The sequence below is a fragment of the Paenibacillus pasadenensis genome (assembly GCF_002864175.1).
Taxonomy (GTDB): Bacteria; Bacillota; Bacilli; order Paenibacillales; family Paenibacillaceae; genus Paenibacillus_O; species Paenibacillus_O pasadenensis.
The window spans coordinates 1,001,181-1,026,025 of sequence record NZ_NFEZ01000003.1 but is presented as its reverse complement, the minus strand read 5'-3'; the positions used below and the strand labels follow the sequence as shown (position 1 = coordinate 1,026,025).

The 24,845-nt window shown below is 66.0% G+C and carries 19 protein-coding genes; all 19 read left to right on the top strand.

Going from position 1 to position 24,845, the window contains the following annotated elements:
- The first annotated feature begins 50 nt into the window (after positions 1-50).
- The 19 genes from B8V81_RS08100 to B8V81_RS08010 all read left to right on the top strand — a co-directional run bounded on the left by B8V81_RS08100 (position 51) and on the right by B8V81_RS08010 (position 24,241).
- Entirely contained in the window at positions 51-1,694 is a 1,644-nt protein-coding gene (locus B8V81_RS08100) for a PucR family transcriptional regulator (protein WP_052333114.1), read from the top strand.
- 466 nt (positions 1,695-2,160) lie between these two features.
- Complete coding sequence (gene thrS / locus B8V81_RS08095; RefSeq protein WP_084136980.1) at positions 2,161-4,170, top strand: threonine--tRNA ligase; 2,010 nt, start codon at positions 2,161-2,163, stop codon at positions 4,168-4,170.
- A 57-nt stretch (positions 4,171-4,227) separates the two neighbouring features.
- The gene (locus B8V81_RS08090) at positions 4,228-4,410 is read left to right on the top strand and encodes an aspartyl-phosphate phosphatase Spo0E family protein (protein ID WP_043111158.1); all 183 of its coding nucleotides are present in this window, start codon (positions 4,228-4,230) and stop codon (positions 4,408-4,410) included.
- Between the two features lie 310 nt (positions 4,411-4,720).
- Positions 4,721-5,428, top strand: a complete 708-nt coding sequence (locus B8V81_RS08085; protein ID WP_052333115.1) for a YqeB family protein — start codon at positions 4,721-4,723, stop codon at positions 5,426-5,428.
- 22 nt (positions 5,429-5,450) lie between these two features.
- Entirely contained in the window at positions 5,451-6,071 is a 621-nt protein-coding gene (locus tag B8V81_RS08080; RefSeq protein ID WP_028598386.1) for a TetR family transcriptional regulator, read from the top strand.
- Positions 6,072-6,245: 174 nt separating this feature from the next.
- Positions 6,246-7,355, top strand: coding sequence for a multiple monosaccharide ABC transporter substrate-binding protein (chvE, locus tag B8V81_RS08075; protein WP_028598387.1), 1,110 nt, complete (start codon positions 6,246-6,248; stop codon positions 7,353-7,355).
- A 75-nt stretch (positions 7,356-7,430) separates the two neighbouring features.
- Positions 7,431-8,963 (top strand): multiple monosaccharide ABC transporter ATP-binding protein, encoded by a 1,533-nt coding sequence (gene mmsA / locus B8V81_RS08070; RefSeq protein WP_028598388.1) that lies wholly within the window; start codon positions 7,431-7,433, stop codon positions 8,961-8,963.
- The gene (gene mmsB, locus B8V81_RS08065; RefSeq protein WP_028598389.1) at positions 8,960-10,123 is read left to right on the top strand and encodes a multiple monosaccharide ABC transporter permease; all 1,164 of its coding nucleotides are present in this window, start codon (positions 8,960-8,962) and stop codon (positions 10,121-10,123) included. The genes mmsA and mmsB overlap by 4 nt, the downstream gene beginning before the upstream one ends.
- Positions 10,124-10,271: 148 nt before the next feature.
- The gene (locus B8V81_RS08060) at positions 10,272-11,282 is read left to right on the top strand and encodes a substrate-binding domain-containing protein (RefSeq protein WP_028598390.1); all 1,011 of its coding nucleotides are present in this window, start codon (positions 10,272-10,274) and stop codon (positions 11,280-11,282) included.
- A 33-nt stretch (positions 11,283-11,315) separates the two neighbouring features.
- Positions 11,316-13,172, top strand: a complete 1,857-nt coding sequence (locus B8V81_RS08055) for a cache domain-containing sensor histidine kinase (protein ID WP_043111159.1) — start codon at positions 11,316-11,318, stop codon at positions 13,170-13,172.
- Positions 13,141-14,343 (top strand): response regulator, encoded by a 1,203-nt coding sequence (locus tag B8V81_RS08050; protein WP_028598395.1) that lies wholly within the window; start codon positions 13,141-13,143, stop codon positions 14,341-14,343. The genes B8V81_RS08055 and B8V81_RS08050 overlap by 32 nt, the downstream gene beginning before the upstream one ends.
- A 455-nt stretch (positions 14,344-14,798) precedes the next feature.
- Positions 14,799-15,131: a PadR family transcriptional regulator gene (locus B8V81_RS08045; RefSeq protein ID WP_101808104.1), complete on the top strand. Its 333-nt coding sequence runs from the start codon at positions 14,799-14,801 to the stop codon at positions 15,129-15,131.
- Positions 15,128-16,441, top strand: coding sequence for an FtsW/RodA/SpoVE family cell cycle protein (locus B8V81_RS08040; protein WP_028598392.1), 1,314 nt, complete (start codon positions 15,128-15,130; stop codon positions 16,439-16,441). The genes B8V81_RS08045 and B8V81_RS08040 overlap by 4 nt, the downstream gene beginning before the upstream one ends.
- A 158-nt stretch (positions 16,442-16,599) precedes the next feature.
- Positions 16,600-17,931, top strand: a complete 1,332-nt coding sequence (locus B8V81_RS08035; RefSeq protein WP_028598393.1) for a 4-hydroxyphenylacetate 3-hydroxylase C-terminal domain-containing protein — start codon at positions 16,600-16,602, stop codon at positions 17,929-17,931.
- Positions 17,928-18,989: an ABC transporter ATP-binding protein gene (locus B8V81_RS08030; protein WP_084136983.1), complete on the top strand. Its 1,062-nt coding sequence runs from the start codon at positions 17,928-17,930 to the stop codon at positions 18,987-18,989. Before B8V81_RS08035 ends, B8V81_RS08030 begins: the two co-directional genes overlap by 4 nt.
- Entirely contained in the window at positions 18,986-20,428 is a 1,443-nt protein-coding gene (locus B8V81_RS08025; protein ID WP_028598394.1) for a 4-hydroxyphenylacetate 3-hydroxylase family protein, read from the top strand. The genes B8V81_RS08030 and B8V81_RS08025 overlap by 4 nt, the downstream gene beginning before the upstream one ends.
- A gap of 596 nt (positions 20,429-21,024) precedes the next feature.
- A complete protein-coding gene (locus tag B8V81_RS08020; RefSeq protein WP_101808103.1) occupies positions 21,025-22,053 on the top strand; it encodes an ABC transporter substrate-binding protein in 1,029 nt (342 codons plus the stop codon).
- Positions 22,054-22,200: 147 nt separating this feature from the next.
- Positions 22,201-22,989 (top strand): ABC transporter permease, encoded by a 789-nt coding sequence (locus B8V81_RS08015; RefSeq protein ID WP_101808102.1) that lies wholly within the window; start codon positions 22,201-22,203, stop codon positions 22,987-22,989.
- A complete protein-coding gene (locus B8V81_RS08010; protein WP_180968396.1) occupies positions 22,982-24,241 on the top strand; it encodes an ABC transporter substrate-binding protein in 1,260 nt (419 codons plus the stop codon). Before B8V81_RS08015 ends, B8V81_RS08010 begins: the two co-directional genes overlap by 8 nt.
- Positions 24,242-24,845: the final 604 nt, after the last annotated feature.

Below are 24,845 nucleotides of genomic sequence, written 5' to 3'. Positions count from 1 at the left end.
CCGCAGCCCCGTATCGGCTTTCGGGCAAGATGCTGGAAGGAGGGAAGCGCATGGACGGATTGAGGCTGGAGCCGTTCAAGGTCAAGGACGTGTTCGACATTCCGAATCTGCAAGGAGCCGCGCTGCTTGGCGGAGCGGCGGGGCTGGAGCGGGAAGTGACGCGGGTCAACGTGATGGAGGTGCCGGACGTCATCGACTGGGTGCGCCCGGGCGAGCTGCTCATGACGACCGGCTATCCGTTCAAGGATCAGCCCGAGGTGCTGGCCGAGCTGGTCGCGCAGCTGGCGCGCAAGGGCGTGGCCGCGCTCGGGATCAAGACGAAGCGCTTCGTCGACGAGGTGCCGGCCTCGGCGGTCGAGGCGGCGGAGCGGCACGGCATGCCGCTGATCGAGCTGCCGCCGGCGACGACGTTCTCCGATGTCGTGCGCGAGGTGATGGAGCGCGTGCTCGTCTCGGAGTCCAAGGATCTGACGATTTTGCAAGGACGCGTCCAGCGCCTGTCCCAAGTGCTTCTGCACGGGGACGGGCTTCCTGCCTTCTTGCGCCATCTGGAGGCGATGGTGCGGCATCCGGCCGTGCTGGCGGAAGGCTCTTCGCAGCCGGCGCTGCTGTCGCCGGGCGCGGACCGGCTGGGAGGACCGTTCGAGCCCCGCCTCTGGCTGGAGCTGGCGGCAGGCCGGCCGCCGAGCGAGGCGGCGGCTTGGAGCGGGACCGTGCCGCGCGTGCATGCGGTGCCGATCGAGGGTGCGGGAGGAGGGCGCGCCTGGCTGCTCGTGCTGGAGCAGGACGGAGAGCTCGGCGTCGTCGATTCGCTGACGATCAGCTGGGCGGCGAGGCTGCTCGGCTTCGAGCTGGCCAATCGGAGGGCGCGGGAGAGCATCGAGAGCAAGTACCTCGACCAGTTCCTGCAGGACTGGATCGCCGGACGCATCCTGTCCGAGAGCGACCTGCGCCTGCGCGCCGAAGCTTGCGGCTGGAAGCTGCTTGAGCCGGATGCCTACCGTGTCGGGATCGCCGTGCCGCGGGAAACGGGACCGGCCGCGGCCGCCGGCGGCGAAGCGCAGCTGACGGAGCTGGCGCGAGAGCTGAACCGCAGCGCGGGCGGCGGCTCCGGCGCGCTGCGCTGGACTGTGCTGGAAGGAGCGCTCGCCGTGCTGGACGCCTTTGAAGGCGGATTGCCGTCGCCACAGCAGGAGGAGGCTTCGGCGAGCGAGGCGCTCCGCCGGCTGGAGGCGGCCGCGCCCGGCCGCTTCGCGCTATGCTTCGGGCGTCCGGCGAGCAGCCGCTCGGAGGTCGCCCGCAGCTATCGCGAAGCGGGACGGACCGCTCAGGTCCGCCGCGCCTGCGGGCTGGAGTCCGCCGCCGTGTCCTACGGCGAGCTCGGCGTCTACCTCCTGCTGTTCCGCCTGCAGGGGAGCGAGGAGCTGGAGGAATTTTGCCGGCTGTACCTGGAGCCGCTGCTGGCGCTGGACGGCAGGCAGCAGGGCGCGCTGCTGAAGACGCTTCGCGTTTATTTCGCCTGCAACTGCAACGCCAAGGAGACGGCCGACCGCATGTTCGTCCACTACAACACGATCGTCTACCGGCTGGACAAGCTCAAGGCCGAGCTTGGCCTGCGGCTCGACGATCCGGAGACGAAGCTGCTGCTGCAGATGGCGCTGAAGGCTGGCGATCTGCGGGAGGGCGGCGTTTGACGGGCGGCACGGGAGGGGCGTAGGAAGGGCGCGGGAGCTGCAAGGGAGCTGCAAGGAAGCGGCACGAGGACGGGGGTCCGAAATCGCCTTTGCCGAAAAAGCGTCTTGACTTGCCCGCCTCCGAGCGGGTAAGATAGGCTCCAATCTCATTCTTCAGTGAGCCATGACCAGAGACAGGATCCCCTTCGCGGGCCGCCCAGAGAGAGAAGCGCACGCTGCGAGCTTCTTCGGTGCCGGATGCCGGGATTACCCCTCTGATAGCTGCAGCGCTGAACCTGCCGGCAAGTGCCGCGCGGCCGTAAGCCTGCCGGCTCGTCCCCGCTATCGGACGCCAATGAAGGACTTTCCGTGCCGCTCGTGCCGGAGGTCGAATCAGGGTGGAACCACGGGTCCTTAGCGCGCTCGTCCCTTCTCGGGATGAAGCGCGTTTTTTGTTGTTCCCAGACGAAGAAAGGAGGAGAAGCGCATGGAAATCAGAGAGCAGAAAAACGAAGGCGGCCCCGGAATCGATCCAGCCGTCGAGCTGCCCCGCAGCGAGTCCGCCGGCGAATCCGGCGGCAGCGAGATCCGCATCGCTCTGCCGAGCGGCCAGGTCAGGAGGTACCCGGCCGGCACGACCGCCGCGGCCGTGGCGGACACGATCCGGCCGGGGCTGCGCGCCAAGGCGGCGGCCGCGCGGCTGGACGGGCGGCTGGTCGACCTCGACCGGCCGCTCGAGAGCGGCGGCGCGCTGGAGCTGCTCCTGCCGGACGATCCGGCCGCGCTCGAGCTGCTGCGCCGGAGCGCGGCCCATGTGCTGGCGCATGCGCTGAAGCGGCTGTACGGCGATGCCGCTGTGACGATCGGGAGCTGCTTCGCCGGCCAGGACGGCTTCGGCTGCGACGCGCGGCTGGCCGCGCCGGTCGGCGCGGGAGAGCTCGTCCGCATCGAGAAGGAGATGGAGCGCATCGTCGCCGAGGATCTGCCGTTCACGCGCATGTCGCGGAGCCGCTCGGAGGCGGAGGAGCGGCTGGCGGAGGGAGGCGAGGCGCTGCAGCTGGAGCTGCTGCGGGAGCGCCCGGACGACGGCCCCTACGCGTTTTACGGGCACGGCGGCTTCGAGGCGCTCGAGGAGGGTCCGCTGCTGCCGTCGACGGGCCGGCTCAAGGCATTCCGGCTGATGAGCGTCGCAGGCGCCTACTGGCGGGGCGACTCCGGGAGGCCGATGCTGCAGCGGATCCACGGCGCGGCTTTTTGGAAAAAGGCGCAGCTGGGCGAGCATCTGGAGCGGCTGGAGGAAGCGCGCAGGCGCGATCACCGCAAGCTCGGCAAGGAGCTGCAGCTGTTTCTGTTCTTGGAGGAAGCGCCGGGCATGCCGTTCTATCTGCCGCGCGGCATGGCGGTGCGGACGGCGCTCGAGGACTTCGCCCGCAGGCTGCAGCTGCGCCGCGGCTACGAGGAGGTGCGCACGCCGCTGCTGATGAACCGCAGGCTGTGGGAGGAGTCGGGCCACTGGGACCATTACAAGGACCAGATGTACTTCTGCGACGTCGACGGCAGTCCGTACGCGCTCAAGCCGATGAACTGCCCGGGCCATATGCTCATCTTCGGCAGCCGGCTCCGCTCGTACCGCGAGCTGCCGCTGCGGCTGGCGGAGTTCGGCCAGGTCCACCGCCACGAGTTCTCGGGGGCGCTGAGCGGCATGATGCGCGTCCGCTCGTTCTGCCAGGACGATGCCCATCTGTTCGTCCGGCCGGATCAGATCGGCGAGGAGATCGGCCGCGTCATGGATCTGATCGACGAGGTGTACGGCCGGCTCGGCTTCTCGTACCGGATGGAGCTGTCGACGAGGCCGGCGGACAGCATGGGGGCGGCGGAGCTCTGGGAGCAGGCGGAGGGAGCGCTGCGGGACGTGCTGGAGCGGCGCGGGGCGGACTACCGGCTGAACGAAGGCGACGGAGCCTTTTACGGGCCGAAGATCGACTACCATGTGCTCGACGCGCTCGGGCGCAGCTGGCAATGCGGCACGATCCAGCTCGACTTCCAGATACCGGAGAAATTCGATCTCGGCTATGTCGGCGAAGACGGCGCGCGCCATCGGCCGGTCGTCATCCATCGGGCCGTCTACGGCTCGATCGACCGCTTCCTCGGCATCCTGACGGAGCATTTCGCGGGCGCGTTCCCGCTGTGGCTCGCGCCAGTCCAGGCGCGCGTGCTGCCGGTATCGGAGGCGCAGCGCGAAGCCGCCGAGCGGATGCGGGAGCGGCTCGCCGAGGCGGGCCTGCGCGCCGATGCGGACAGCCGCGCCGAGAAGCTCGGCAGCCGCATCCGGGATGCGCAGCTCGCCAAGATTCCCTATATGCTCGTCGTCGGAGAGGCCGAAGCGGATGCGGGCCGGGCGGCGGTGCGCAGCCGGGGCGGAGGCGATCTAGGGACGATGGAGCTGGAGGCGTTCATCCGTCTCGCGGAGAAGGAAATTCAGTCAAAAATAGGATGATAATATATGGAAAAACATCCTGCGCCTGCCGATATATGAAGCAGGAGGGGATAGCCCATGGACCTGAACGTGTCCCGGATATTGGAAGCGGTCGAACAGAAGCGTTCCGAAATGATCAAAGCCGCCGAGCAGTGCGGGTTCCGATCCGAATTGGTGCTGTTCCTGTCTCAAGAGCTTGATGCTCTGCTCAACGATTATGAACGGAGCCGCAAGAGGCGAGGCATAGGCCTGGTCTCATAGCGAGCCCCACTGAAAAATGAAGCCCCCGCAGGAGCGTGCTCCGGCGGGGGCTTCGTTCGTGTCCAGACGAATTCGGCGCTCGGGTCCGGAAGCTGAGCCTGATACAGGCGATCTGCCGCCCCGGCGGTCATTCCGGCAGATTGACGGTCGCAGCGCCGATTTCGAACGGAGAATCGATCCCTTCATTCGCCTTCGGCCATCTCTTTCCTTGACCTGAAACAAAGAATAAGCTAAAATCTGATTAATCGATCAGAATTTAGGTTGATCAATCAGATTGTCTATCCGACCATTGAAAAGGAGGAAGGCATGCATGCAGACTCGACGATCTGGAGCGCAGCGAGGCGCGGGCAGCATCACGGTCGTACACCTGTCGGCGGCTGACCGCTGGATCCTGCTGACCGTTCCGCCCGCTCTAGGCATCGCGCTCGGCTATTTCGTCCCCGCCATCGCCGGCTGGGCCGCTGCTCTTCCCTGGTTTCCTTTGCAGGGGCCGCTGGAGCTCATCGCTTCTATCGAGCAGGAATGGATCGTGCTTCTGACCGCTGCCCTTGGCCTGATCGCAGGCTGCTGGCTCGCGTCCGAAGCGATGAAAGACAGCTTGGCGATCTCGGTTTCCGACGAGGAGGCGACCTTGAAGATCCGCCATTCGGCTCAGAGCTTCCCTCGATCGGAGGTCGCTGCGGCTTTCATCGAAGGCAAGCAGCTCGTGCTGGTCGGCCGCACAGGCGTCGAGCTCGCTCGCGAGCCCTATGATGCGGATCCCGCTCGTGCGGAGCAAGCCTTCATCCGGCATGGATATGCCTGGTCTGCCGCAGGAGACCCGTTCGAAGGGCATTACCGGCTCTGGGTGAGGAATGCGCCCGACTTGACGCCGGCATTGAACGCGCTGCTGGAAGCCCGCGAGCTGGCCTTGCGCGGCAAGGAAGCCGATGCTGCGAGGGAAATGAAGCGGGAAGCCGCGAGGCTCGGCTTGTCGGTCAAGGACAAAGGAACCATGCAGTACTGGAGAAAAGCCTAGTTCGAGCGAAAAGGAGAAGCGGATGAAAGGAAGAGACGCGGAGGAGAAGCAGACGTTCATCGCGGACGCGAGGCGCGCCCAGATTTTCGAGGCGACGATCCGGACGCTGGATGAGATCGGCTATATCCGAGCCAGCATGGCTCAGATCGCCAAGCGGGCGGGCATCAGCGCCGCCCTGATTTCCTATCACTATCGAGACAAGAACGATCTGATGGACTATGCCCTGATGAAGCTGGCGACAGACCTGTCCTCCTCTGTGCTGGAACGGACGGCGGCGGCCTCGGGTCCCCGAGAAAAGCTGCAGGCGTACATCGAGGCCAGCATCGCCTATCAGGCGGAGAATCCCGCTCGCAGCACGGCGCTGATCGAGATCGTCTTTCATGCCCGGACGGCGGACGGCATGCCTTACTACAAGCTGCAGGATGACGAGGACGACCCTCTGGAAAACGAGCTTCGCCGAATCCTGCGGCTCGGGCAAGAGCAAGGGGAGTTCGGCGCTTTCGACCTCGATGCGATGGCGAGCGCGATCCGCGGCGCCCTCGACGAGTACGGCTTCAACGTCAAGCTCAAGGCCAGGATCGACCCGATTCGCTTCAGCCAGGAGCTCGTGGATCTGTTCAGCCGAGCCATCGGCCATAGATGATTCGACCCGCATCCCCGCGTCCGGAAGCCGAGCTTCCAGGCGCGGGGATGTTTGGCTTGCCGCGAGGTCGGTTTTTTATAAAAACGCGACAATTCATTGCAAAGACCCGCTACGCGTCTGTGCTCTACGATAGATCCAGCACGTTCAGCCATCTATCGAAAAGGGGACATGGACATGAAAAAGGCGATCTCTCTGCTCGTCGCATCGATGCTCATCCTGCTGCTGGCCGCTTGCGGCAACGCCGGCGGCAACGGCGGCGCGGACGCCGGCAACGGCGGAAGCTCCGGCGGCGGAGAAAAAGGAATGGTCGGCGTCTCGATGCCGACAAAATCGTCCGAGCGCTGGGTCGCGGACGGAGACAACATGAAGAAGCAGTTCGAGGAGAAAGGGTACAGCGTCGACCTCCAGTACGCGGAGGACGTCATCGAGAACCAGGTGTCCCAGATCGAGAACATGATGACGAAGGGCGTCAAAGTGCTCGTCATCGCCGCGATCGACGGCGAGTCGCTGACGGACGTGCTGCAGAAGGCGGCCGACCAGAGCATCCAGGTCATCGCTTACGACCGCCTGATCAAGAACTCGGAGCATGTGTCCTATTACGCCACGTTCGACAACTTCAAGGTCGGCGTCCTGCAAGCGTCCTACATCGAGCAGAAGCTCGGGCTGAAGGACGGCAAAGGTCCGTTCAACATCGAGCTGTTCGCCGGATCGCCGGACGACAACAACGCCTACTTCTTCTTCGACGGCGCGATGTCGGTGCTGCAGCCGCATATCGACAGCGGCAAGCTCGTCGTCCGCAGCAAGCAGACGAGCATGGAGCAGGTCGCCACGCTCCGCTGGGACGGCGCGACGGCCCAGTCCCGGATGGACAATCTGCTGAGCGCGAGCTATGCCGACGAGACGGTGGACGCGGTGCTCTCGCCGTATGACGGCATCAGCATCGGCATCATCTCCTCCCTCAAGGGGGTCGGCTACGGCACGGCCGACAAGCCGATGCCGGTCATCAGCGGCCAGGATGCCGAGCTGGCCTCGATCAAGTCGATCCTCGCCGGGGAGCAGACGTCGACCGTGTTCAAGGATACGAGGGAGCTGGCCAAGGTGGCGGTGACGATGGCGGAGTCGGTCATCGAGGGCAAGGAAGCCGAAGTGAACGACACCGAGACGTATGACAACGGCGTCAAGGTCGTTCCATCCTATCTGCTGGAGCCGGTCTCGGTCGACAAGGACAACTACAAGCAGGTGCTGGTCGATTCGGGCTACTACACGGAGGATGAGCTGAAGTAAGCCATCCGGGCATGGCGGGCGGAGTGCTGCGGGACTCCGTCCGTCCAATCCTTCGAAAGGCATGGTGAGGGAACGATGGAGGCATTGCTGGAAATGCGCGGGATCACCAAGGCTTTTCCCGGCGTCAAGGCTCTTGAGAATGTCAACCTGAAAGTAGAAGAAGGCGAGATCCACGCCCTGATGGGAGAGAACGGCGCCGGCAAGTCGACGCTGATGAAAGTGCTCTCCGGGGTGTATCCGCATGGCTCGTACGAGGGAGATATTTTGTTTAATGGAAAGGCCTGCGAATTCCGGTCGATCCGCGGCAGCGAGCAGCAGGGCATCGTCATCATCCATCAGGAGCTGGCGCTCATCCCGCAGCTGTCCATTGCAGAAAATATCTTCCTGGGCAACGAGCGGTCGGCCCGGGGCATCATCGACTGGAACGAGACGACGATCCGCACGAAGGAGCTGCTGCAGACGGTCGGCCTCGGCGACTCGCCGCAGACGGAGGCGGGATCGCTCGGCGTCGGCAAGCAGCAGCTCGTGGAGATCGCCAAGGCGCTGTCCAAGGACGTGAAGCTGCTCATCCTCGACGAGCCGACAGCGGCGCTCAACGAGGAGGACAGCGAGAACCTGCTGCGGCTGCTGCTGGAATTCAAGAAAAAGGGCATGACGTCGATCATCATCTCCCACAAGCTGAATGAGATCATGAAGGTGGCCGACTCGATCACGATCCTGCGGGACGGCCGGACGATCGAGACGCTGGACGTCCGCGCCGACGAGATCACCGAGGATCGGATCATCAAGGGGATGGTCGGCCGCGACCTGACGCACCGCTATCCGGAGCGGGAGCCGAGCATCGGCGAGCTGCTGTTCGAGGCGCGAGGCTGGACGGTCAGCCATCCGCTGCAGCCGGACCGCATGGTCGTCGACGGCGTCAGCTTCGAGGTGCGGCGTGGCGAGATCGTCGGCATCGCCGGGCTGATGGGCGCGGGGCGCACGGAGCTGGCGATGAGCATCTTCGGCCAGTCGTACGGCAAGCGGATCAGCGGGCAGCTGTTCAAGGAGGGCAAGGAGCTGAAGCTCCGCGACATCCCCCAGGCGATCGACGCCGGCATCGCCTACGTGACGGAGGACCGCAAGGAGTACGGCTTGATCCTGGACGAGGACATCAAGCGCAATACGACGCTCGCCAGCTTGAAGAGCATCTCGAAATGGTTCGTCGTGGACGACAGCCGGGAGATCGTCGAGGCGGAAGGATTCCGCAAGCGGATGAACATCAAGACGCCGAGCATCCACCAGAAGACGGGCAACCTGAGCGGCGGCAACCAGCAGAAGGTCGTCCTCAGCAAATGGATCTTCACCGGGCCCGACCTGCTCATCCTCGACGAGCCGACGCGGGGAATCGACGTCGGCGCCAAGTATGAAATCTACACCATCATCCACCAGCTGGCGGAGCAGGGCAAAGGCATCCTGATGATCTCCTCCGAGCTGCCCGAGCTGCTCGGCATGTGCGACCGGATCTACGTCATGAACGAGGGACGGTTCACCGGCGTCGTGCCGAGAGCGGAAGCCAGCCAGGAAAGGCTGATGAAATACATGACCGGCAAGGGGGACACTCCATGACAACCGCGCTTCGCGCCCTGCGGGGCAACTTCAGGCAGTACGGCATGTTCATCGCGCTGCTGTTCATCATGCTGCTGTTCCAGCTCCTCTCCGGCGGCATCCTGCTCAAGCCGCTCAACATCACGAACCTGATCCTGCAGAACAGCTACATCCTGATCCTGGCGATCGGCATGCTGCTCGTCATCATCACCGGCCATATCGACCTGTCCGTCGGCTCGATCGCCGCCTTCGTCGGCGCCATATCGGCGATCCTGATGGTGCAGCACCAGATGCCGTATCCGGCCGCGATCGTCATCTCCCTCCTGATCGGAGCGGCGGTCGGAGCCTGGCAAGGATTCTGGGTCGCGTACATGCGCATCCCGTCTTTCATCGTCACCTTGGCGGGCATGCTGCTGTTCCGCGGTCTGACCATGCTCGTGCTGAACGGCAAGTCCGTCGCGCCGTTCCCGAACGAGTTCCGTTCGATCAGCACCGGCTTCGTGCCGGATCTGCCGTTCGGCTGGGAGCTGCACGGAGCGACGATTCTCGCCGGCATCATCGTCTCGATCCTTTACCTGTTCATGGAATGGCGAGCCCGGCTCGTCCAGAAGCGCTACTCGTTCGAGCAGCTGTCCTTGCCGCTGGCAGCGGCCAGAGCGGCCGGCGTCATCCTCATCCTCAACCTGTTCACCTACGTGCTCGCCTCCTACAAAGGACTGCCGAACATCCTCATCCTGCTCATGGTGCTCGTCGTCATCTATACGTTCGTCATGCGCAAGACCGTCATGGGCCGCCATATCTACGCCCTCGGCGGCAACGAGAAGGCCGCGAGGCTGTCGGGCGTGAAGACGAAAAAGGTGACGTTCTGGGTGTTCGTCAACATGGGCGCGATGGCGGCTCTCGCCGGACTCGTGTTCGCGGCGCGCCTCAATGCCGCCACGCCGAAGGCGGGCGTCAACTTCGAGCTGGACGCCATCGCGGCGGCCTTCATCGGCGGCGCTTCGGCCAGCGGCGGCGTCGGCACGGTCGTCGGCGCGATCGTCGGCGGCCTCGTCATGGGCGTCATGAACAACGGCATGTCGCTGATCGGCCTCGGCATCGACTATCAGCAGGGCATCAAGGGGCTCGTGCTGCTGCTTGCGGTCGCTTTCGACCTGTACAACAAGAACAAGGCTTCCTGAGCATGCGCTCGGATGCCGGTCGCGGCTGAAGCCGCACGCGCTGCGTGCCTGCCAGCCGCGTTTTTTTTCCGTCATGCAAGCGTACGCGCTCTTCCGAGCCGATGCTATAATGAGTGGCGGCAGCTTGCCGGATCGGAGGGAATGCCTGATGAAAAAGCTGGTGCTTGTCTATCTCGTCCTGATCGCAGCGTTCGCGGTATTTCTGTACGCGGCGTTCAGCAAGGACGATTCCGACGCCCTCGGCGGCGTCACCGGCCTGCACGGGGAGCGCGGGGAGACGTACGTGATGGTCAACTTCCTCACCGGCATCGATTATTGGAAAAACGCGCTCAAGGGCTTCGAGGACGCGGCGGAAGCGCTCGGCGTCTCCGTCGAATACCGCGGCTCGACCCAATACGACGTGCACGAGGAAGTGAAGGTGCTGGAGCAGGCGATCGCGCGCAAGCCGGCGGGCATCGCGATCAGCGCAATCAACTCCGACGCGTTGCGGGCCGCGATCGACAAGGCCGTCGACGCCGGAATCCCGGTCGTCATGTTCGATTCCGACGCGCCGAGCAGCAAGGCCTATTCGTTCCTCGGGACGGACAACTACGAGGCCGGCGTCACGGCTGCGCGCCAGATGGCCGAGCGGGTAGGGGCGACAGGCAAGGTCGGCATCATCACCCATCCGAACCAGCTCAACCATCAGGAGCGCACGCGAGGCTTCGAGGAGACGCTGCGCAAGGAGTTCCCCGGCCTCGTGCCGGCGAGCGTCGCCGACGGCAAGGGCGACCAGCTCGAGTCGGAGCGGGCGGCGGCGGCGATGATGAAGCGCGATCCCGATCTCGTCGGCATCTTCGTCACCGAAGCGAACGGCGGCGTCGGCGCGGGCAACGCGGTGCTCAAGCAGGGCAAGCTCGGCGAGGTGCGGATCATCAGCTTCGACACGAACAAGGCGACGCTCGACATGGTGAAGAGCGGCACGATCGCCGCGACGCTGGCGCAGGGCACATGGAACATGGGATACTGGTCGCTCATGCAGCTGTTCCATGCCCGCCAGGAGCGGATCGATCCGCTGCCGGACTGGCAGTCGGCGGGCGTATCGCCGCTGCCCGCCTACGTCGACACGGGAATCACGGTCGTCACCCGGGACAATGTCGACCTTTATTACGCCAAGTAGGCTTCTGCGGCGACAAGGAGGAGGGACGCGGACATGCCGCTTCACTGGCTGCGGCTCAACAACTGGCCGATCCGCAACAAGCTGATCGTTCATTTTCTCATCGTCAGCACGCTGCCTGCGCTCGGGATCGGCATCCTCGTCGCGCTCGCCACGAACGGCGCGATCGAGCGCCAGGTCAACAGCCATACGGAGCAGCTGATCGGCAACGTGAACAAGTCGCTCGACCATTACGCGGCCAACGTGCAGAGCATCACCTACTTCATCGCGATGAATCCGGAGATCCAGTCGTTCCTGGAGGGCGGCTCGGCCGCTCTCCAGGACGAGGAGACGGAGTACCGCGCGAGCAAGTTCCTCGAGGGCTTCACGACGCTGTACAGCGAGGTCGCAGGCATCATGGTCGTCAACGCTCGCGGCGAGTACTTGAGCAACGACATGTACGCCCGCAACGATCGGCTGCTGACGGAGGAGGACTGGTACCGGCAGGCGGTGGAGTCGCAAGGGATCTTCCAGATGATCGGCCATCCCGTCAACCGGAACGTCATTACCCACGCCAATTACAAGGACAGCGAGATCGTGTCCGGCGTGCGGGCGATCCTGCAGCCCGAATCGCAGCAGGCCGAGGGCGTCGTGCTGATCGACCTCAAGCTGCGCGTCGTCGCCGAGACGCTGCGCGGCGTGACGCTCGGCAAGTCGGGCTATCTGATGGTGCTCGACGACAGCGGCGACACGGTCTATGCGCCGCGCGAGTCGGTCGCCGGCCGGCTGGACGGCGGACGCTTCGAGTCCGCATCGGGCACGTTCTCGGAGGCGATCGGCGGCAGCCGCTTCCAGTTCATCTACCAGAAGTCGCCGTTCACCGGCTGGACGACGGTCGGCGTCTTTCCGGTCGCCGAGACGCTCAAGGAGAACCAGGAGCTCAACCTGTACCTGGCCTCGTTCGTCTTTCTCGTCTGCCTGCTCGGCATCGCCGCCTCGTACTTTTTGTCGCACTCGATCTCGCGGCCGATCTCCCAGCTGTCGTCCTTCATGCGCAAGGTGGAGGAGGGCAACATGCAGATCCGGATCGCCGGCGCGCGGCAGGACGAGGTCGGCCTGCTCGGCCAGAGCTTCAACAAGATGCTCGTCCGCATCAACCTCCTGATCGTCCAGGTCGGGGAGGAGCAGCGGCAGAAGCGCGAGGCGGAGCTGAGGAGCCTGCAAGCCCATATCCAGCCGCATTTCCTGTACAACACGCTCGACACGATCCAGTGGCTCGCCCGCAAGGACGGCGCCCGGCAGGCGGCCGAGGTCGTGGAGTCGCTCTCCAAGCTGTTCCGCATCGGCCTCAGCAAGGGACGCGAGATGATCCCGCTCGCCCAGGAGCTGGAGCATATCCGCAGCTACCTGAACATCCAGCAGACGCGCTACAAGGAGAAGCTCGATTACCGGATCGAGGTGGACGAGCGGGCGCTCGGCCATCTGCCCGTGCTGAAGGTGTTCCTGCAGCCGATAATCGAGAACGCCATCTACCACGGCATCAAGGAGCGGCGCGGGCCGGGCCTGATCGCGATCCGGGCGGAGCAGGCGGGCGGCGCGATCCGCTTCGCCGTCGAGGACAACGGGGCGGGCATGAGCGAGGAGCGCTGCGCGGAGCTGCGCCGGATGCTGGCCGGCGACATGCCGGCGGACGCCCTGCGCGCGGAGGGACGGAGGCGGCTCGAACAGGCTGCGGGCGGCTACGGGCTGAGGAACGTGCAGGAGCGGTTCCAGCTGTCGTTCGGCGAGGGCTGGGGGCTGTCTGTCGAGAGCCGCCCGCAGCAAGGCACGACCGTGTATATCCTGCATCCTATTCTGCCGCTGAGAGAGGAGGAGCGCCGCCATGGCCTGGAAAGTAATGATCGCGGACGATGAGTCCATCATCCGCGACGGAATCCGCAGCTCGGTGCCGTGGGCGGAGCTCGGGCTGGACGTCGCCTGCGAGGCGGAGGACGGCGAGCAGGCGCTCGAGCTCGCGCTGCTCCATCGCGTCCACATCCTGCTCGTCGACATCCGCATGCCGATCATGGACGGGCTGGAGCTCGTCTCCCGCCTCCGGGAGGAGCTGCCGGAGTGCCGGATCATCATCATCACCGGACATGACGAGTTCGGCTACGCCCATGAAGCGATCAACCTGAACGTGGACGGCTATATCCTGAAGCCGGTCAATCCGGACGCGCTCGGCGACATGCTGGGGCGGGTCGCCGCCAAGCTGGAGGCCGCGACCGACCAGGACGAGCGGCTGCAGATGGCTTCGCGGCAGATCGAGAAGAACGTGCATCTGCTGCGCGAGCGATTCGGCCTGGAGTGGATCGGCGGCGAGCTGGAGCGGGGGGAGATCGAGGAGCAGCTGGCGTTCCTGCGGCTGCCCGTCGAAGCGCCGTCCGCCGTCGGCGCGCTGCGCTGGCCGGACCATTCCAAGGGCAGGTGGTTCTACTCGGAAAGGGACCGCCAGCTGCTGCTGTTCGCCATGGAGAACATCGTCGACGAATGCCTGCAGGACCTGGCCCTGCTGCGCTGCCGGGACCGCTCGGGCTGCATCGTGCTGTTCGTCTGGGGACGGCCGGCGCCGGGGCAGCTCGACTCGATCGCCGCGAGCATCGCCCGCTATCTGGGAATCGAGGTGCAGGCCGGCTTCCGCGAGACGGGCGGCGATGCCGCCCGCGTGCCGGAGCTCTATCTCGAGGCCAAGGCAGCGGTCAGCCGCGGGACGAGCCTGTCCGAGCTCGTCCGCAAGACCAAGGAGCGGATCGAGGCCGGCTACCCGGAGCCGCAGCTGTCGCTGGAGCGCACCGCCTCGGAGCTGAACGTGTCCGCCGCCTACTTGAGCCGCATCTTCAAGCAGGAGACGGGAACGTCCTTCGTCGCCCTGCTCGCGCAGACGCGGATCAAGCAGGCGCTGCGGCTGCTCATCGAGACCGATCTGGCGATGCACGAGATCGCCGAGCAGGTCGGCTACGAGACGCAGCATTATTTCAGCACCGCCTTCAAAAAGGCGGTCGGAATTCCGCCGATCCGCTACCGCAAGGGCGAGCGGGGCCGGTAGGAGCGGGCGATGGCAGCTTTTTAGCTCCTGTCCGAACTTGGACAGAATGCCCCTTGTTCCGATACACTTTAACCGGAGGGGAAGCCTCTTTTTGCCGTTAAGGAAGCGCGAACCGCCGTGCGTTGCGCGTCCTAACGGCATTTTTGCCGTTAGGGAGCGCGGTTCGCCGTGCGTTGCGCGTCCTAACGGCATTTTTGCCGTTAGGGAGCGCGGTTCGCCGTGCGTTGCGCGTCCTAACGGCATTTTTGCCGTTAAGGGAGCGCGAACCGCCGTGCGTTGCGCCCTTAGCACCATGTTCATACAAAATCGTGAGACAGCACGGTTTGGAGCAGATCGGGAGCCTGACTTGATCGGCGTCGATAATGGAAATAAAAGGTTGAAATTTCCCTTTCCTCCCTGTATCCTTATCCCTAGTATATCTATCCCTAGATAATCTAGATATTGGAGGATTGCAGATGAAAATCGGCAAGGAGCTGATGAAGGGGAGCACGGTCATCCTCGTGCTGTCGCTGCTCGACCGCAAGGAAATGTACGGCTACGAGCTGGCCAAGGAGCTGGAGCGCCGCTCGGAGGGGCTGTTCCAGCTGCAGGAGGGGACGCTGTATCCGATCCTGCACGCGCTCGAGGCGGACAAGAGGGTCGAGTCGTACTGGAGCGAGGAGGGCGGGCGGCGGCGCAAGCATTACCGGATCACCGATCTCGGCCGCAGGCAGCTCGGCGAGCGCAAGCAGGAGTGGGCGCTGTTCAGCCGGACGGTCAACCGGGTGCTCGGGGAGGGCGGCGCATGACGGGAATCGGGCAAGACCCGCGGGTGCGGGCGTACCTCGACGCCGTCTGCTCCAAGGTAAGGGCGAAGGATCGGCATGCCGAGATTCGCGAGGAGCTGCTCGGCCATCTGGAGGAGCTGGCGGAGGAGCTGAGGGCGGAGGGCATGGAGGAGCAGGAAGCCGCTCGCGAGGCGCTGCGCCGCATGGGCGATGCGGAGCGGGTGGGCGCCGGACTGCATCTGGCGCATCGGCCGAAGCCGGATCTGTGGCTGGCGGCCATGGCCGGGCTGATGCTGCTGGCGGGGCTCGCGTACGTGTACGGGCTGCAGCAGCTTTACGAGTTGCCAAGCGTGGTGGAGAGTTCGCTTGGCTTGGGTGCGCTAGGACTCTTGCCGCTGGCCGCTTGTTACTATGTTCCGTTGCCGTTGCTGCGTCGCTGGTGCTGGCTCTTTTTCGGAACGGGAGCGTTGCTTTTGGCCGCAACCATCGTGCACGGAGTGCGTGTGAATGGTCAAATGCAGCTTTCCATCGGCGCAGGAATTCTGGATTCGGCTCCGATTGCCATGCTCCTGCTGTTTGCAGGGGCAGCCGGCATAGTGGCTCGTCCACGACCGGCTGCCGCCGACCGGAAAAGCCTCTGGCTGCAAGCGATCGGGGAAGCGGCATTGCTGGGGCTGATTCCTGCCGTTCTGTTTCTAAGCAGCTCTCAGTTGGCCAGGTTGCCCTTGTACGGTGCAGGTCTGATTGTCCTTGTAGCATTGAACCGGCGCTGGAGGCTTGCCCTGTCCGGGGTGGCGATGCTGCCCGTTTTCGCTCTCTTCCTGATCCGAAGGGATTCCTTCTACGCCTGGGAGCGGATAGCAAATTGGAGCAGCGCCGAGGACAGAAGCCGTTTTTTGTATGGCAGGGCCCTCGACGCGATGCAAAGCGCCGGCTGGTTTGGCCAAGGCTTGCCGAACGGACCAGATCCCAAGGCCCCGATCGGCAGCGAATTTCTGTTTCCCTTCCTCGTCTATTCGCTCGGCTGGGCGTTCGGCCTGCTGCTCGGCGCGCTGCTGCTGCTGTTCATCGGCCGCTGCTTCGTGCAGGCGCTGCGCGTGCAGGATCCGCAAGCCCGCGCCTTGGCTGCCGCGCTGGCGGCGGTGTTCGGCGTACAGACCATGTGGAGCCTGCTGCTCAGCTTCGGGCTGCTGCCGGTTGTCGGCTTCTCGTTGCCATTCCTCAGCTGGGGCAGTCCGCTGCTCGGCGAGATGGCGATGCTTGGGATGCTGCTCGGCCTGATCCGGCAGCGGGATCGAAGGCCGGAAGCTTTTTCGTCCGCAGCGGGTTGACAGGCGAGGAGAAGTGCTATACCTTATTATTCAAAGCAAATAACTAGGAATATTGTCCACCCGATCACGGGAGGCCTTTTGTTCCGGCTCGCGAGCGTCCGCTCGTCCTGCCGGGACCAAAGGCCTTTTTTCATTCTATCCGACGAGGAGAGGTAGCGATGAGCGCTGGACCGTGGCCGCACGCCGGCCAAGCCGGGCTGCGGCTGGAAGAGGCGGAGGGCGAGCCGCCGCTGCGGCAGGCCAAGGAGCTTGACGGATTGCGGCAGGAAAGAAGGAAGCTCGCCGACTGGCTGCGCAAGGGCGAGGACCCGTGGGAGCGGTTCCCCGCCGCGCCGCGCTCGCGCGGCGAGCTGGCGGCGCTGAGAGGCGGCTGGCGCGAGGCGGCGGACGGCGGCAGCCTGCTGCAGGGCGGATTCGCGGATTACGCGCTCGCGCTGCTGTCGGCCTGGGACGCCTTCGGCGAGGCGCTGGATATCGGCGGGGACTTCTCCCGCCGTGCCCGGGCGATCGTGCGAGCGCTGCGGGAGGAGCGCCGCCTGCCGGTGTACGCGCCATTTCCGCTGCAGCCCGAAAGAACGGCATCCGGCGACCGCGCGCCGCTGCTTCAGCCGTCGGCGGACGGCCTGCTGCTGACGGGAGTCCAGCCGGTCCCTGCGGAGGCGCTGCTCGCAGCCGAGCTGCTGCTCGCCGTGCCGGAGCAGCCGGACGGTCCGCCGTCGGCGCTGCTGCTCGTGCCGATCGCGAGTCCCGGCGCCGAGCTCGGCCCATGGCAGGAAGGCGACGCCGCGCTGGAGCTGCGGCTGCGGCGGGTGCTCGTGCCGCAGGAGCGGGTGCTGGTCCAAGGCGATGCGGACCGGGTGCGGCTGCTGCTGAGCGAGCCGCCGTTCGCGGGGCTGGCGGACTTCCAGCGCGCGGCGCGGGAGCTGGAGCGGCTCGAGGAGCTAGTCGGGCTCGCGTTCGCGCTGGCCGAGCGCGGCGGCCGGACGCCGGAGCTGGAGCTCGGCAGCCGGCTCGGGCTGCTCGTGCAGCGGCTGGAGACGCAGCGGGCGCTGCTGCTGGCGGCGGAGCGGGAGGCGGCCGCCGCGCCGGGCGGCGTCTGGCTGCCCGCGGAGGTTCCGCTCTACGCCGCGCTCGCCGAGAGCGGCGCGGCGCTTCGCGAGGCGGCGGCGCTGCTGCCGGAAGCGGCGGGCTGGCGAATCGCCGTCCCGGTGCGGAGCGCCGGCCGTTCCGGCGCTGCGGCTTCCGCCGATGCGGCCGCATCCGGGGAAGCGGCGCTGGCGGAGCGGGCGCGCTGCTGGAGCAGCGGCCGGCGCGCGCGGGAGCTGCAGCTCGGGCTGCTCGCCTGGGGCAGCGACGAGCAGCGGGCCGCTGCCAGCTGGAGCCGCTATCCGGCGGAGCGGCTGCGGGGGCTGTACCGGAGCTTTTGGCAAAGCTGGGAAGCGGGGCGGACGGTCGGCTCGGCGCAGCGACGAAAGGGGGAGGACGAATGACGGTCAAAATCGAGGCGCGGGGCATCCGCATGGCCTACGCGTCGGGGAGAGGAGCCGCCCGCGCTTCGCTGGAGGTGCTCCAGGACTTCGGCCTGCAGATCCGCGAGGGCGAGTTCATGAGCGTGCTCGGCCCGAGCGGCTGCGGCAAGTCGACGTTCCTCGGCATGCTGGCGGGCCTGGCCAAGCCGACGGAAGGCGTGATCACGGTGGACGGCCAGCCGCTGACGGGAGTGAGCCGCCGCAACGGCGTCGTGTTCCAGGGCTACGCGCTGTTTCCGTGGCGGACGGTGCTGCACAACGTGGAGACGGGGCTGCAGATCCGCGGCGTGCGCGCCAAGGAGCGGAGGGAGAAGGCTCGGCATTACATCCGGCTCGTCGGGCTGGAGGCGTTCGAGGACCGCTATCCGCATGAGCTGTCCGGCGGCATGAAGCAGCGCGTGGCGATCGCCCGGGCGCTCGCCTACGATCCCGACGTGCTGCTCATGGACGAGCCGTTCGGAGCGCTGGACGCGCAGACGCGGGAAACGATGCAGGCCGAGCTGCTCCGCATCTGGGAGGCGAGCCGCAAGACGATCGTTTTCATCACGCACAGCCTGGACGAAGCGGTCTACCTGTCGGATCGGGTGGCGGTCATGACCGCCCGTCCCGGCCGGGTGAAGGCGATCCTCGACATCCCGCTGGAGCGGCCGCGTCCGGCCTCGATCCGGGGCGAGGAAGCGTTCGTGGCGCTGCGCAGGCAGGCCGCCGCGATCCTGCAGGACGAGGTCGAGCAGACGGACCGGCTGCTGCGCGAGGAGGCGCTGTCCGGAGCCGGGGAGGCGGCGAGAGGGCATGAGGCGGAGGCGGGCGGAAGAGGGAAGGCTGCTCTGGAAGAGAGGGTAGCGGTGCAAGCAGGGGCGGGGGCGGTTGAACCGGACCGGGTCAAGCTCGAGCCCGTACAGGCGCAGCTTTCGGCCAGTACGGAGCCTATCGGGGCGAGTGAAGCGGCTCCGGCCAAGGCCGGACATGGCGAGGCTCCCGCTCTTGTCAGCGCGGCCGCTGCAGGAGAGTCGCGATGAGCGCCGGCAGCCGATATCTCGAGCGGCTGAACGACGGCCGCAACGTCTGGATCGGCGGCAAGCCCGCCGGCGACATCCGCGAGCATGAGGCGCTGCGCGGCACGGCGCGCTCGGTCGCGGCCGTCATGGACCTGCAGGACGATCCGGAGCTCGGGCCGAGGCTGACGTACCGGACCGAGGATACGGGCGCGCGGGCGAACCGCGCGTTCCAGAATCCGCGCAGCCCGCAGGAGCTGGCCGGCCGCCGCGAGGCGTTCTACCTGTGGTCGGCGGCGACGTTCGGCGTCATGAGCCGGATCGGCGGCTTTTACCGCGCGCAGCTGGCGGCATGGCACGAGCGGCGAAGCCTCATCGCGGCCGAGCAGCCGCAGTTTCCGGACAAGCTCGACGCGTATTTCCGCTATGTGCGGGACAACGACCTGCTGCTGACGGCGGCCGGCCACGATCCGCAGGTCGACCGCTCCAAGCTCACCTCCGAGCTGGGAGACGCCTATGCGGCGCTGCGCATCGTGCGCGAGACGGAGGACGGCCTGATCGTGCGCGGCTCCAAGATGATCGCCACCGGCGCGCCGTACATGGACGAGATCATGGTGTCGCCGCACAGCCCCAAGCAGCAGGCGGAGCATCGCTACGCCGTCATGTTCGCGGTGCCGGTGTCCTATCCGGGCCTGCACCTCGTCTGCCGCGAGCCGTTCCATGCCGAGGATACGGAGGACCATCCGCTGTCCGGCCGCTACGACGAGCTGGACGCCGTGCTCGTGTTCGACGATGCGCTCATTCCTTGGGAAAGGGTGTTCATCCACGACGATCCGGCCGCCATCTGGAAAATCCGCTCGGATCGGCTCGCCGCCTCGCTCAGCATCCATGAGAACATCGCGCGGCTGCTGGCCAAGCTGGAATTCACCGCCGCCGTCGGGCAGGAGCTGGCCGAGAGCATCGGCATTGCGCGCTTCGGCCATGTGCAGGCCAAGCTGTCCGAGCTGCAGCGCCAGGCCGAGTCGGTGCGCGCGCTGCTATTGGCGGCGGAGGATGGAGCCGAGCGCCATGAGTCGGGCGTCCGGGAGCCTCGCCTCGCTCCGCTGACGACGGCCAAAAATCTCGGCAACCGCTACTACCCGCGCGCCATCGAGATTCTGCAGCAGCTGTCCGGCGCAGGCATGCTGCAGACACCGGCGACGGCGCGCGAGCTGGACACGCTGGCGGGCGGCGCGCTGGCGCCGCTGCTGCACAGCGCCTACGGCGGAGCGGACCGCGGCGCTCCCGAGCGCGTGCGGCTGCTCAAGCTCGCCTGGGATCTCGTCGGCAGCCCGCTCGGCGCGCGGCATGAGTTGTACGAGCGCTTTTACGCCGGCGATCCCGCGCGCACCTATGCGGCCCAGTACGCCGAATACGACAAGAGCGCGCTGATCGCCCGCACGCTTTCCCGCCTCGGCAGCTGAAGCGGGGCCCGGGTCCGCGCGCGAACAAGGGAAGAAGTTCCCTTGTTTCGGGGCAAAGCCCGGGTCCGCGCGCGAACAAGGGAAGAAGTTCCCTTGTTTCGGGGCAAAGCCCGGGTCCGCGCGCGAACAAGGGAAGAAGTTCCCTTGTATCGGGGCAAAGCCCGGGTCCGCGCGCGAACAAGGGAAGAAGTTCCCTTGTTTCGGGGCAAAGCCCGGGTCCAAGCGCGAACAAGGGAAGAAGTTCCCTTGTTTCGGGGCAAAGCCCGGGTCCGCGCGCGAACAAGGGAAGAAGTTCCCTTGTTTCGGGGCAAAGCCCGGGTCCGCGCGCGAACAAGGGAAGAAGTTCCCTTGTATCGGGGCAAAGCCCGGGTCCGCGCGCGAACAAGGGAAGAAGTTCCCTTGTTTCGGGGCAAAGCCCGGGTCCGCGCGCGAACAAGGGAAGAAGTTCCCTTGTTTCGGGGCAAAGCCCGGGTCCAAGCGCGAACAAGGGAAGAAGTTCCCTTGTTTCGGGGCAAAGCCCGGGCCGACGCATCGCTCAACCGCCCCTCTTTTCCGACAGCCCCTTATCCATAGATTCGAAAGGAGCCTATCTATCAATGAAAGCCATCCGCATCCACGCCATGCGCCGAACGAGCCTGACGGCGCTCGCCGTCATCGCCGCCGCGGCGCTGCTCGCCTCCTGCGGCAAGAACGAGCCGGCCGAGCCGGCGGAAGCCGCGGCCGGAGCCGGCGGCAAAGAAATCGTCGAGTTCAAGTACCCCGACAACCCCGGCTTCGACCTCGTCTATCTGGCGGACGAGCTCGGCTACTTCGACGGCACGTCCACCCGGCCGAAATATGTCGGCAAGATCGCCGCGCCGCAGATCATCCCGCTCGTCGGCACCGGAGACATCGACTTCGGCTCGCGGATGGTGCCTCTCGTCATCTCGGCGATCGCCAGCGGCGCCGACATCAAGGTCGTCTCCGCCGGCGGCAAGACGCTGGAGGACGCTCCGCACATGAAGTATTTCGCCCGGGCGGACTCCGGCATCAAGAAGGCCAAGGACCTCGAGGGCAAGACGATCGGCATCAACAGCTTCGGCGCCTGCGCCGAGTTCGTGTCCAAGAAATACTTCAAGGAGCAGGGCGTCGACGTGAGCAAGATCAAGTTCCTCGTCGTGCCGGACGACAAGCAGGAGCAGACGCTGGAGCAGGGCGGCATCGACCTGGCGATCATCCACGCGCCGTTCTCCGGCCGCGCCGGCAAGAACGAGAAGTTCACGCAGCTGTGGAGCGACTACGACCTCGACGGCGGCCTCGGCGGCATGGCGCCGTACAGCGCCAACGGCGAGTTCGCCCGCAAGCATCCGGAGGCGGTCCGCGACTTCGTCGCGACGATCGCCAAGACGGCCAACTGGGTGAACGACCATCCGGAGGAGGCGAAGGCGATCATCGCGAAGCGGCTGAACATGAACGTGGAGTACATCGACCGCTTCGCCTACGTCGAGGACCTGGTCGTCACCGAGCCGCCGATCCAGTACTATATCGATATTCTCGAAGAGAACGGCAAGATCGACAAGGGCAAGGTGAAGGTGAAGGACGTCTATACGAACGAATTCAACCCGAACGCGTCCGGCTCGGCCTAGCGGCATAACGTCAGAACGGACTAGCATCGCACCGCCATAACGCCATAACGCCATAACGCCATAACGCCATAACGCCATAACGCCATAACGCCATAACGACATAATGCATTGCGGCCAAGCGGTCTGCGCGAAAAGGAGAAGATGCTCATGGCTCGACCCTCGTCCGCCTTCTCGGCGGGACGAATCGTAGAACGGAGCGCGGCGATCGTCGCGTTCCTCGTCCTTTGGGAGCTGCTGCCCCGGCTCGGCGTCATCAGCGAGGCTTATCTCAGCCCGTTTTCCGTCGTGGCGGCCACCGTCTGGGAGCTGCTGAGCAGCGGAGCGGCATGGGAGCATGGGTCGGCCAGCCTGAGCCGCTCGCTGTCGGGCCTGCTGCTGGCGGCCGCGGGCGGCATCGCGCTCGGCCTGCTGATCGGCTGGTTCCGCCGCGTCGAGGCGCTGCTCGATCCGCTGCTGCAGCTGTTCCGGCAAATATCGGCGTTCGCCCTGCTGCCCGTATTCATCCTCTTCCTCGGCATCGGGGAAGCGTCCAAGACGGCGATCATCCTCTGGGCGTCGTTCTGGCCGATCCTGCTGAACACGGTGGGCGGGGTGCGCTCCGCCGACAAGCTGCTGATCGACTCGGCCCGCTCGATGGGCGCGTCGCAGGCGTACTTGTTTTTCCGGGTCATCCTGCCGTCGGCGGCTCCGAGCATCTTCACCGGCATCCGGCTCGGCGGAGCGAACTGCATCACGGCGCTCGTCGCCGCCGAGATGATCGGGGCTTCGGCGGGACTCGGCTTCTACACGCTCAACTCGCAGGAGATCTTCCAGATCCCCGACATGTATGCCGGCATCCTGCTGCTCGCGGCGATGGGCCTGCTGCTCAATTACGTCCTGGCTTGGGTGGAAAGGCGGTTCACGCGCTGGCGGAGAGGTCTGGCCGCTCATGGCTGAGGAAGGCCGGCCCGACCGGCAGCGCTGGAGCGATCCGCTGGCATCGGCTTCGCTGCCGGCCGGACTTCCGTCGTGGCCGGACGGATGCGGCGCCTCGGACCGCGCAGCCGCGGAGGCTGCCGGCGGCGCTTCGCAGCTTGCGGCGGCGGAGGAGAGCGGCGGACGCCGGCGCGGCGCTCGGCTGCGGTCCGGCAAGCGGCCCGGCGGCCGGACTGGACCGGCATCGCCTTGGCGGCTGGCCGCGCTGGTCGCCGCGAGCATCGCGCTGCTGGCGCTCGCAGGCTTCGGCAGACTGCCCGGCCTCGCCGGCGGAAGCGCGGGCGGCGGCCTCGGCAGCAGCTCCGGCAGCGGAGAATCCGCATGGGCGGATCGCAGCCTCGACCCGAAGCGGCTGACGATCGGCTACGTCAAAGACAGCCCGCGCGTGCTGCTGCGCGAGGACGAGGCGCTGCGGCAGGCTGCCGCGGCTGCGGGCGTCAAGCTCGCCTGGCGCGAGTACGTGGACAGCGCCGCTCTCGTGCGGGCCGTGCAGAGCGGCGAGGCCGACTTCGGCGAGGCGGACGATGCGGCGCTGGCGAGCCTGCATGAAGCCGGCGACGGGCTGCGGGCGCTGGCGGCGGAGCCGTCCAACCCGCAGGCCTATGCGATCGTCGCCCGCGAGGGAAGCGAGCCGGGGGACGTCGCCGGGCTGCGCGGGCGGACGATCGGCTACGTGCCGCGCAGCAACAGCCACGCGCTGCTGCTGCAGGCGCTGCGCCAAGCCGGCTTGTCCGAGGCGGAGGTCGAGCTGCGGCCGCTGTCGCCGGTGGAGCTGATCCGCTCTTTTCGCAAAGGAAGCCTCGACGCATGGGCGGCGCAGGAGCCGGAGCTGACGCGGCTGGAGTCGCTGGACGCCCGCGTGCTCGCGGACGGACAGGCGATCGCGGGCGCCGTCGGCCTGCGCGAGCTGCTGCTGACGACGGCCGAGAACGAGGCGAGCCGCGGCGAGCTGCTGGAGGCGGTCGTCTGGGCGTACGGCATGCAGGACGAGTACCTGCTGCGCGACTATCATGACGCGGCGGAGCGGCTCAGCGAGCAGACGGACGTCACGCATCTGCAGTGGCTGCGCCTGTTCGAGCGCAAAAGCTTCGGCACCGCTCCGCTGCTGCCCGGCATCCAGGCGGAGGAGCAGCGGCTCGCCGACGCGCTGGCCGAGCTCGGCCTCCGCGCGAGCCCGATCGACATGACGGAGCTGCTGCGAGCTCCGGAATAAGATTCCCCATGCTTAATATCGAAAGAAGCGTTCCAATCGGCTCGAAAGTGCCGGGCGGAACGCTTCTTTATTTCATGAGCTTCACTCTCGCAGCGCCGGCATCATGTCGAGGCATGCAAGCCTGACAGCGGGATTGCATAGACGCTCTAGCGATACGGAGAAGCCTTATTTTGTCGAATCGGAGGTTTTTGGCAATCTAATGATACTGGCGAGCGCTATTCAGTCGTTTCGGCATGGCAAAAGCTCTTTTTTGGAGCAATAAGCTCGCTGAGTATCGTTACGTTTTTAACGAGCCTCTTTTGAAGGAAATAACGTCTGTGAGTATCGTTGGAGATGCGGGTGGAGGGGGCCGACGGGAGGGCGCTGCTGGGGCGGGCTGCTCTAGAAATCGGGCTGCTTTAGAGATCGGACTATGGTCGATTCCGCGCGATGCAGGCATGCCGCCTTGATCTGGCGTGCCGCGAGGATGCAGGCGTCCGCCTTAATCGGGCGTGCGTCGCGATGCTGGCGTGTCGCCTTGATCTGGCATGCCGCCTTGATGCAGGCATGCCGCTCGACGCTGGCGTCCCGCCTGGGCGCAGGGCGTCGCGTCCCGGTTAGGCTC

Bases quoted from the DNA above. Each gene is read 5' to 3' on its own strand.
- B8V81_RS08100 (WP_052333114.1), top strand. From the start codon at position 51: ATGGACGGATTGAGGCTGGAGCCGTTCAAGGTCAAGGACGTGTTCGAC.
- thrS (WP_084136980.1), top strand. From the start codon at position 2,161: ATGGAAATCAGAGAGCAGAAAAACGAAGGCGGCCCCGGAATCGATCCA.
- B8V81_RS08090 (WP_043111158.1), top strand. From the start codon at position 4,228: ATGGACCTGAACGTGTCCCGGATATTGGAAGCGGTCGAACAGAAGCGT.
- B8V81_RS08085 (WP_052333115.1), top strand. From the start codon at position 4,721: ATGCAGACTCGACGATCTGGAGCGCAGCGAGGCGCGGGCAGCATCACG.
- B8V81_RS08080 (WP_028598386.1), top strand. From the start codon at position 5,451: ATGAAAGGAAGAGACGCGGAGGAGAAGCAGACGTTCATCGCGGACGCG.
- chvE (WP_028598387.1), top strand. From the start codon at position 6,246: ATGAAAAAGGCGATCTCTCTGCTCGTCGCATCGATGCTCATCCTGCTG.
- mmsA (WP_028598388.1), top strand. From the start codon at position 7,431: ATGGAGGCATTGCTGGAAATGCGCGGGATCACCAAGGCTTTTCCCGGC.
- mmsB (WP_028598389.1), top strand. From the start codon at position 8,960: ATGACAACCGCGCTTCGCGCCCTGCGGGGCAACTTCAGGCAGTACGGC.
- B8V81_RS08060 (WP_028598390.1), top strand. From the start codon at position 10,272: ATGAAAAAGCTGGTGCTTGTCTATCTCGTCCTGATCGCAGCGTTCGCG.
- B8V81_RS08055 (WP_043111159.1), top strand. From the start codon at position 11,316: ATGCCGCTTCACTGGCTGCGGCTCAACAACTGGCCGATCCGCAACAAG.
- B8V81_RS08050 (WP_028598395.1), top strand. From the start codon at position 13,141: ATGGCCTGGAAAGTAATGATCGCGGACGATGAGTCCATCATCCGCGAC.
- B8V81_RS08045 (WP_101808104.1), top strand. From the start codon at position 14,799: ATGAAAATCGGCAAGGAGCTGATGAAGGGGAGCACGGTCATCCTCGTG.
- B8V81_RS08040 (WP_028598392.1), top strand. From the start codon at position 15,128: ATGACGGGAATCGGGCAAGACCCGCGGGTGCGGGCGTACCTCGACGCC.
- B8V81_RS08035 (WP_028598393.1), top strand. From the start codon at position 16,600: ATGAGCGCTGGACCGTGGCCGCACGCCGGCCAAGCCGGGCTGCGGCTG.
- B8V81_RS08030 (WP_084136983.1), top strand. From the start codon at position 17,928: ATGACGGTCAAAATCGAGGCGCGGGGCATCCGCATGGCCTACGCGTCG.
- B8V81_RS08025 (WP_028598394.1), top strand. From the start codon at position 18,986: ATGAGCGCCGGCAGCCGATATCTCGAGCGGCTGAACGACGGCCGCAAC.
- B8V81_RS08020 (WP_101808103.1), top strand. From the start codon at position 21,025: ATGAAAGCCATCCGCATCCACGCCATGCGCCGAACGAGCCTGACGGCG.
- B8V81_RS08015 (WP_101808102.1), top strand. From the start codon at position 22,201: ATGGCTCGACCCTCGTCCGCCTTCTCGGCGGGACGAATCGTAGAACGG.
- B8V81_RS08010 (WP_180968396.1), top strand. From the start codon at position 22,982: ATGGCTGAGGAAGGCCGGCCCGACCGGCAGCGCTGGAGCGATCCGCTG.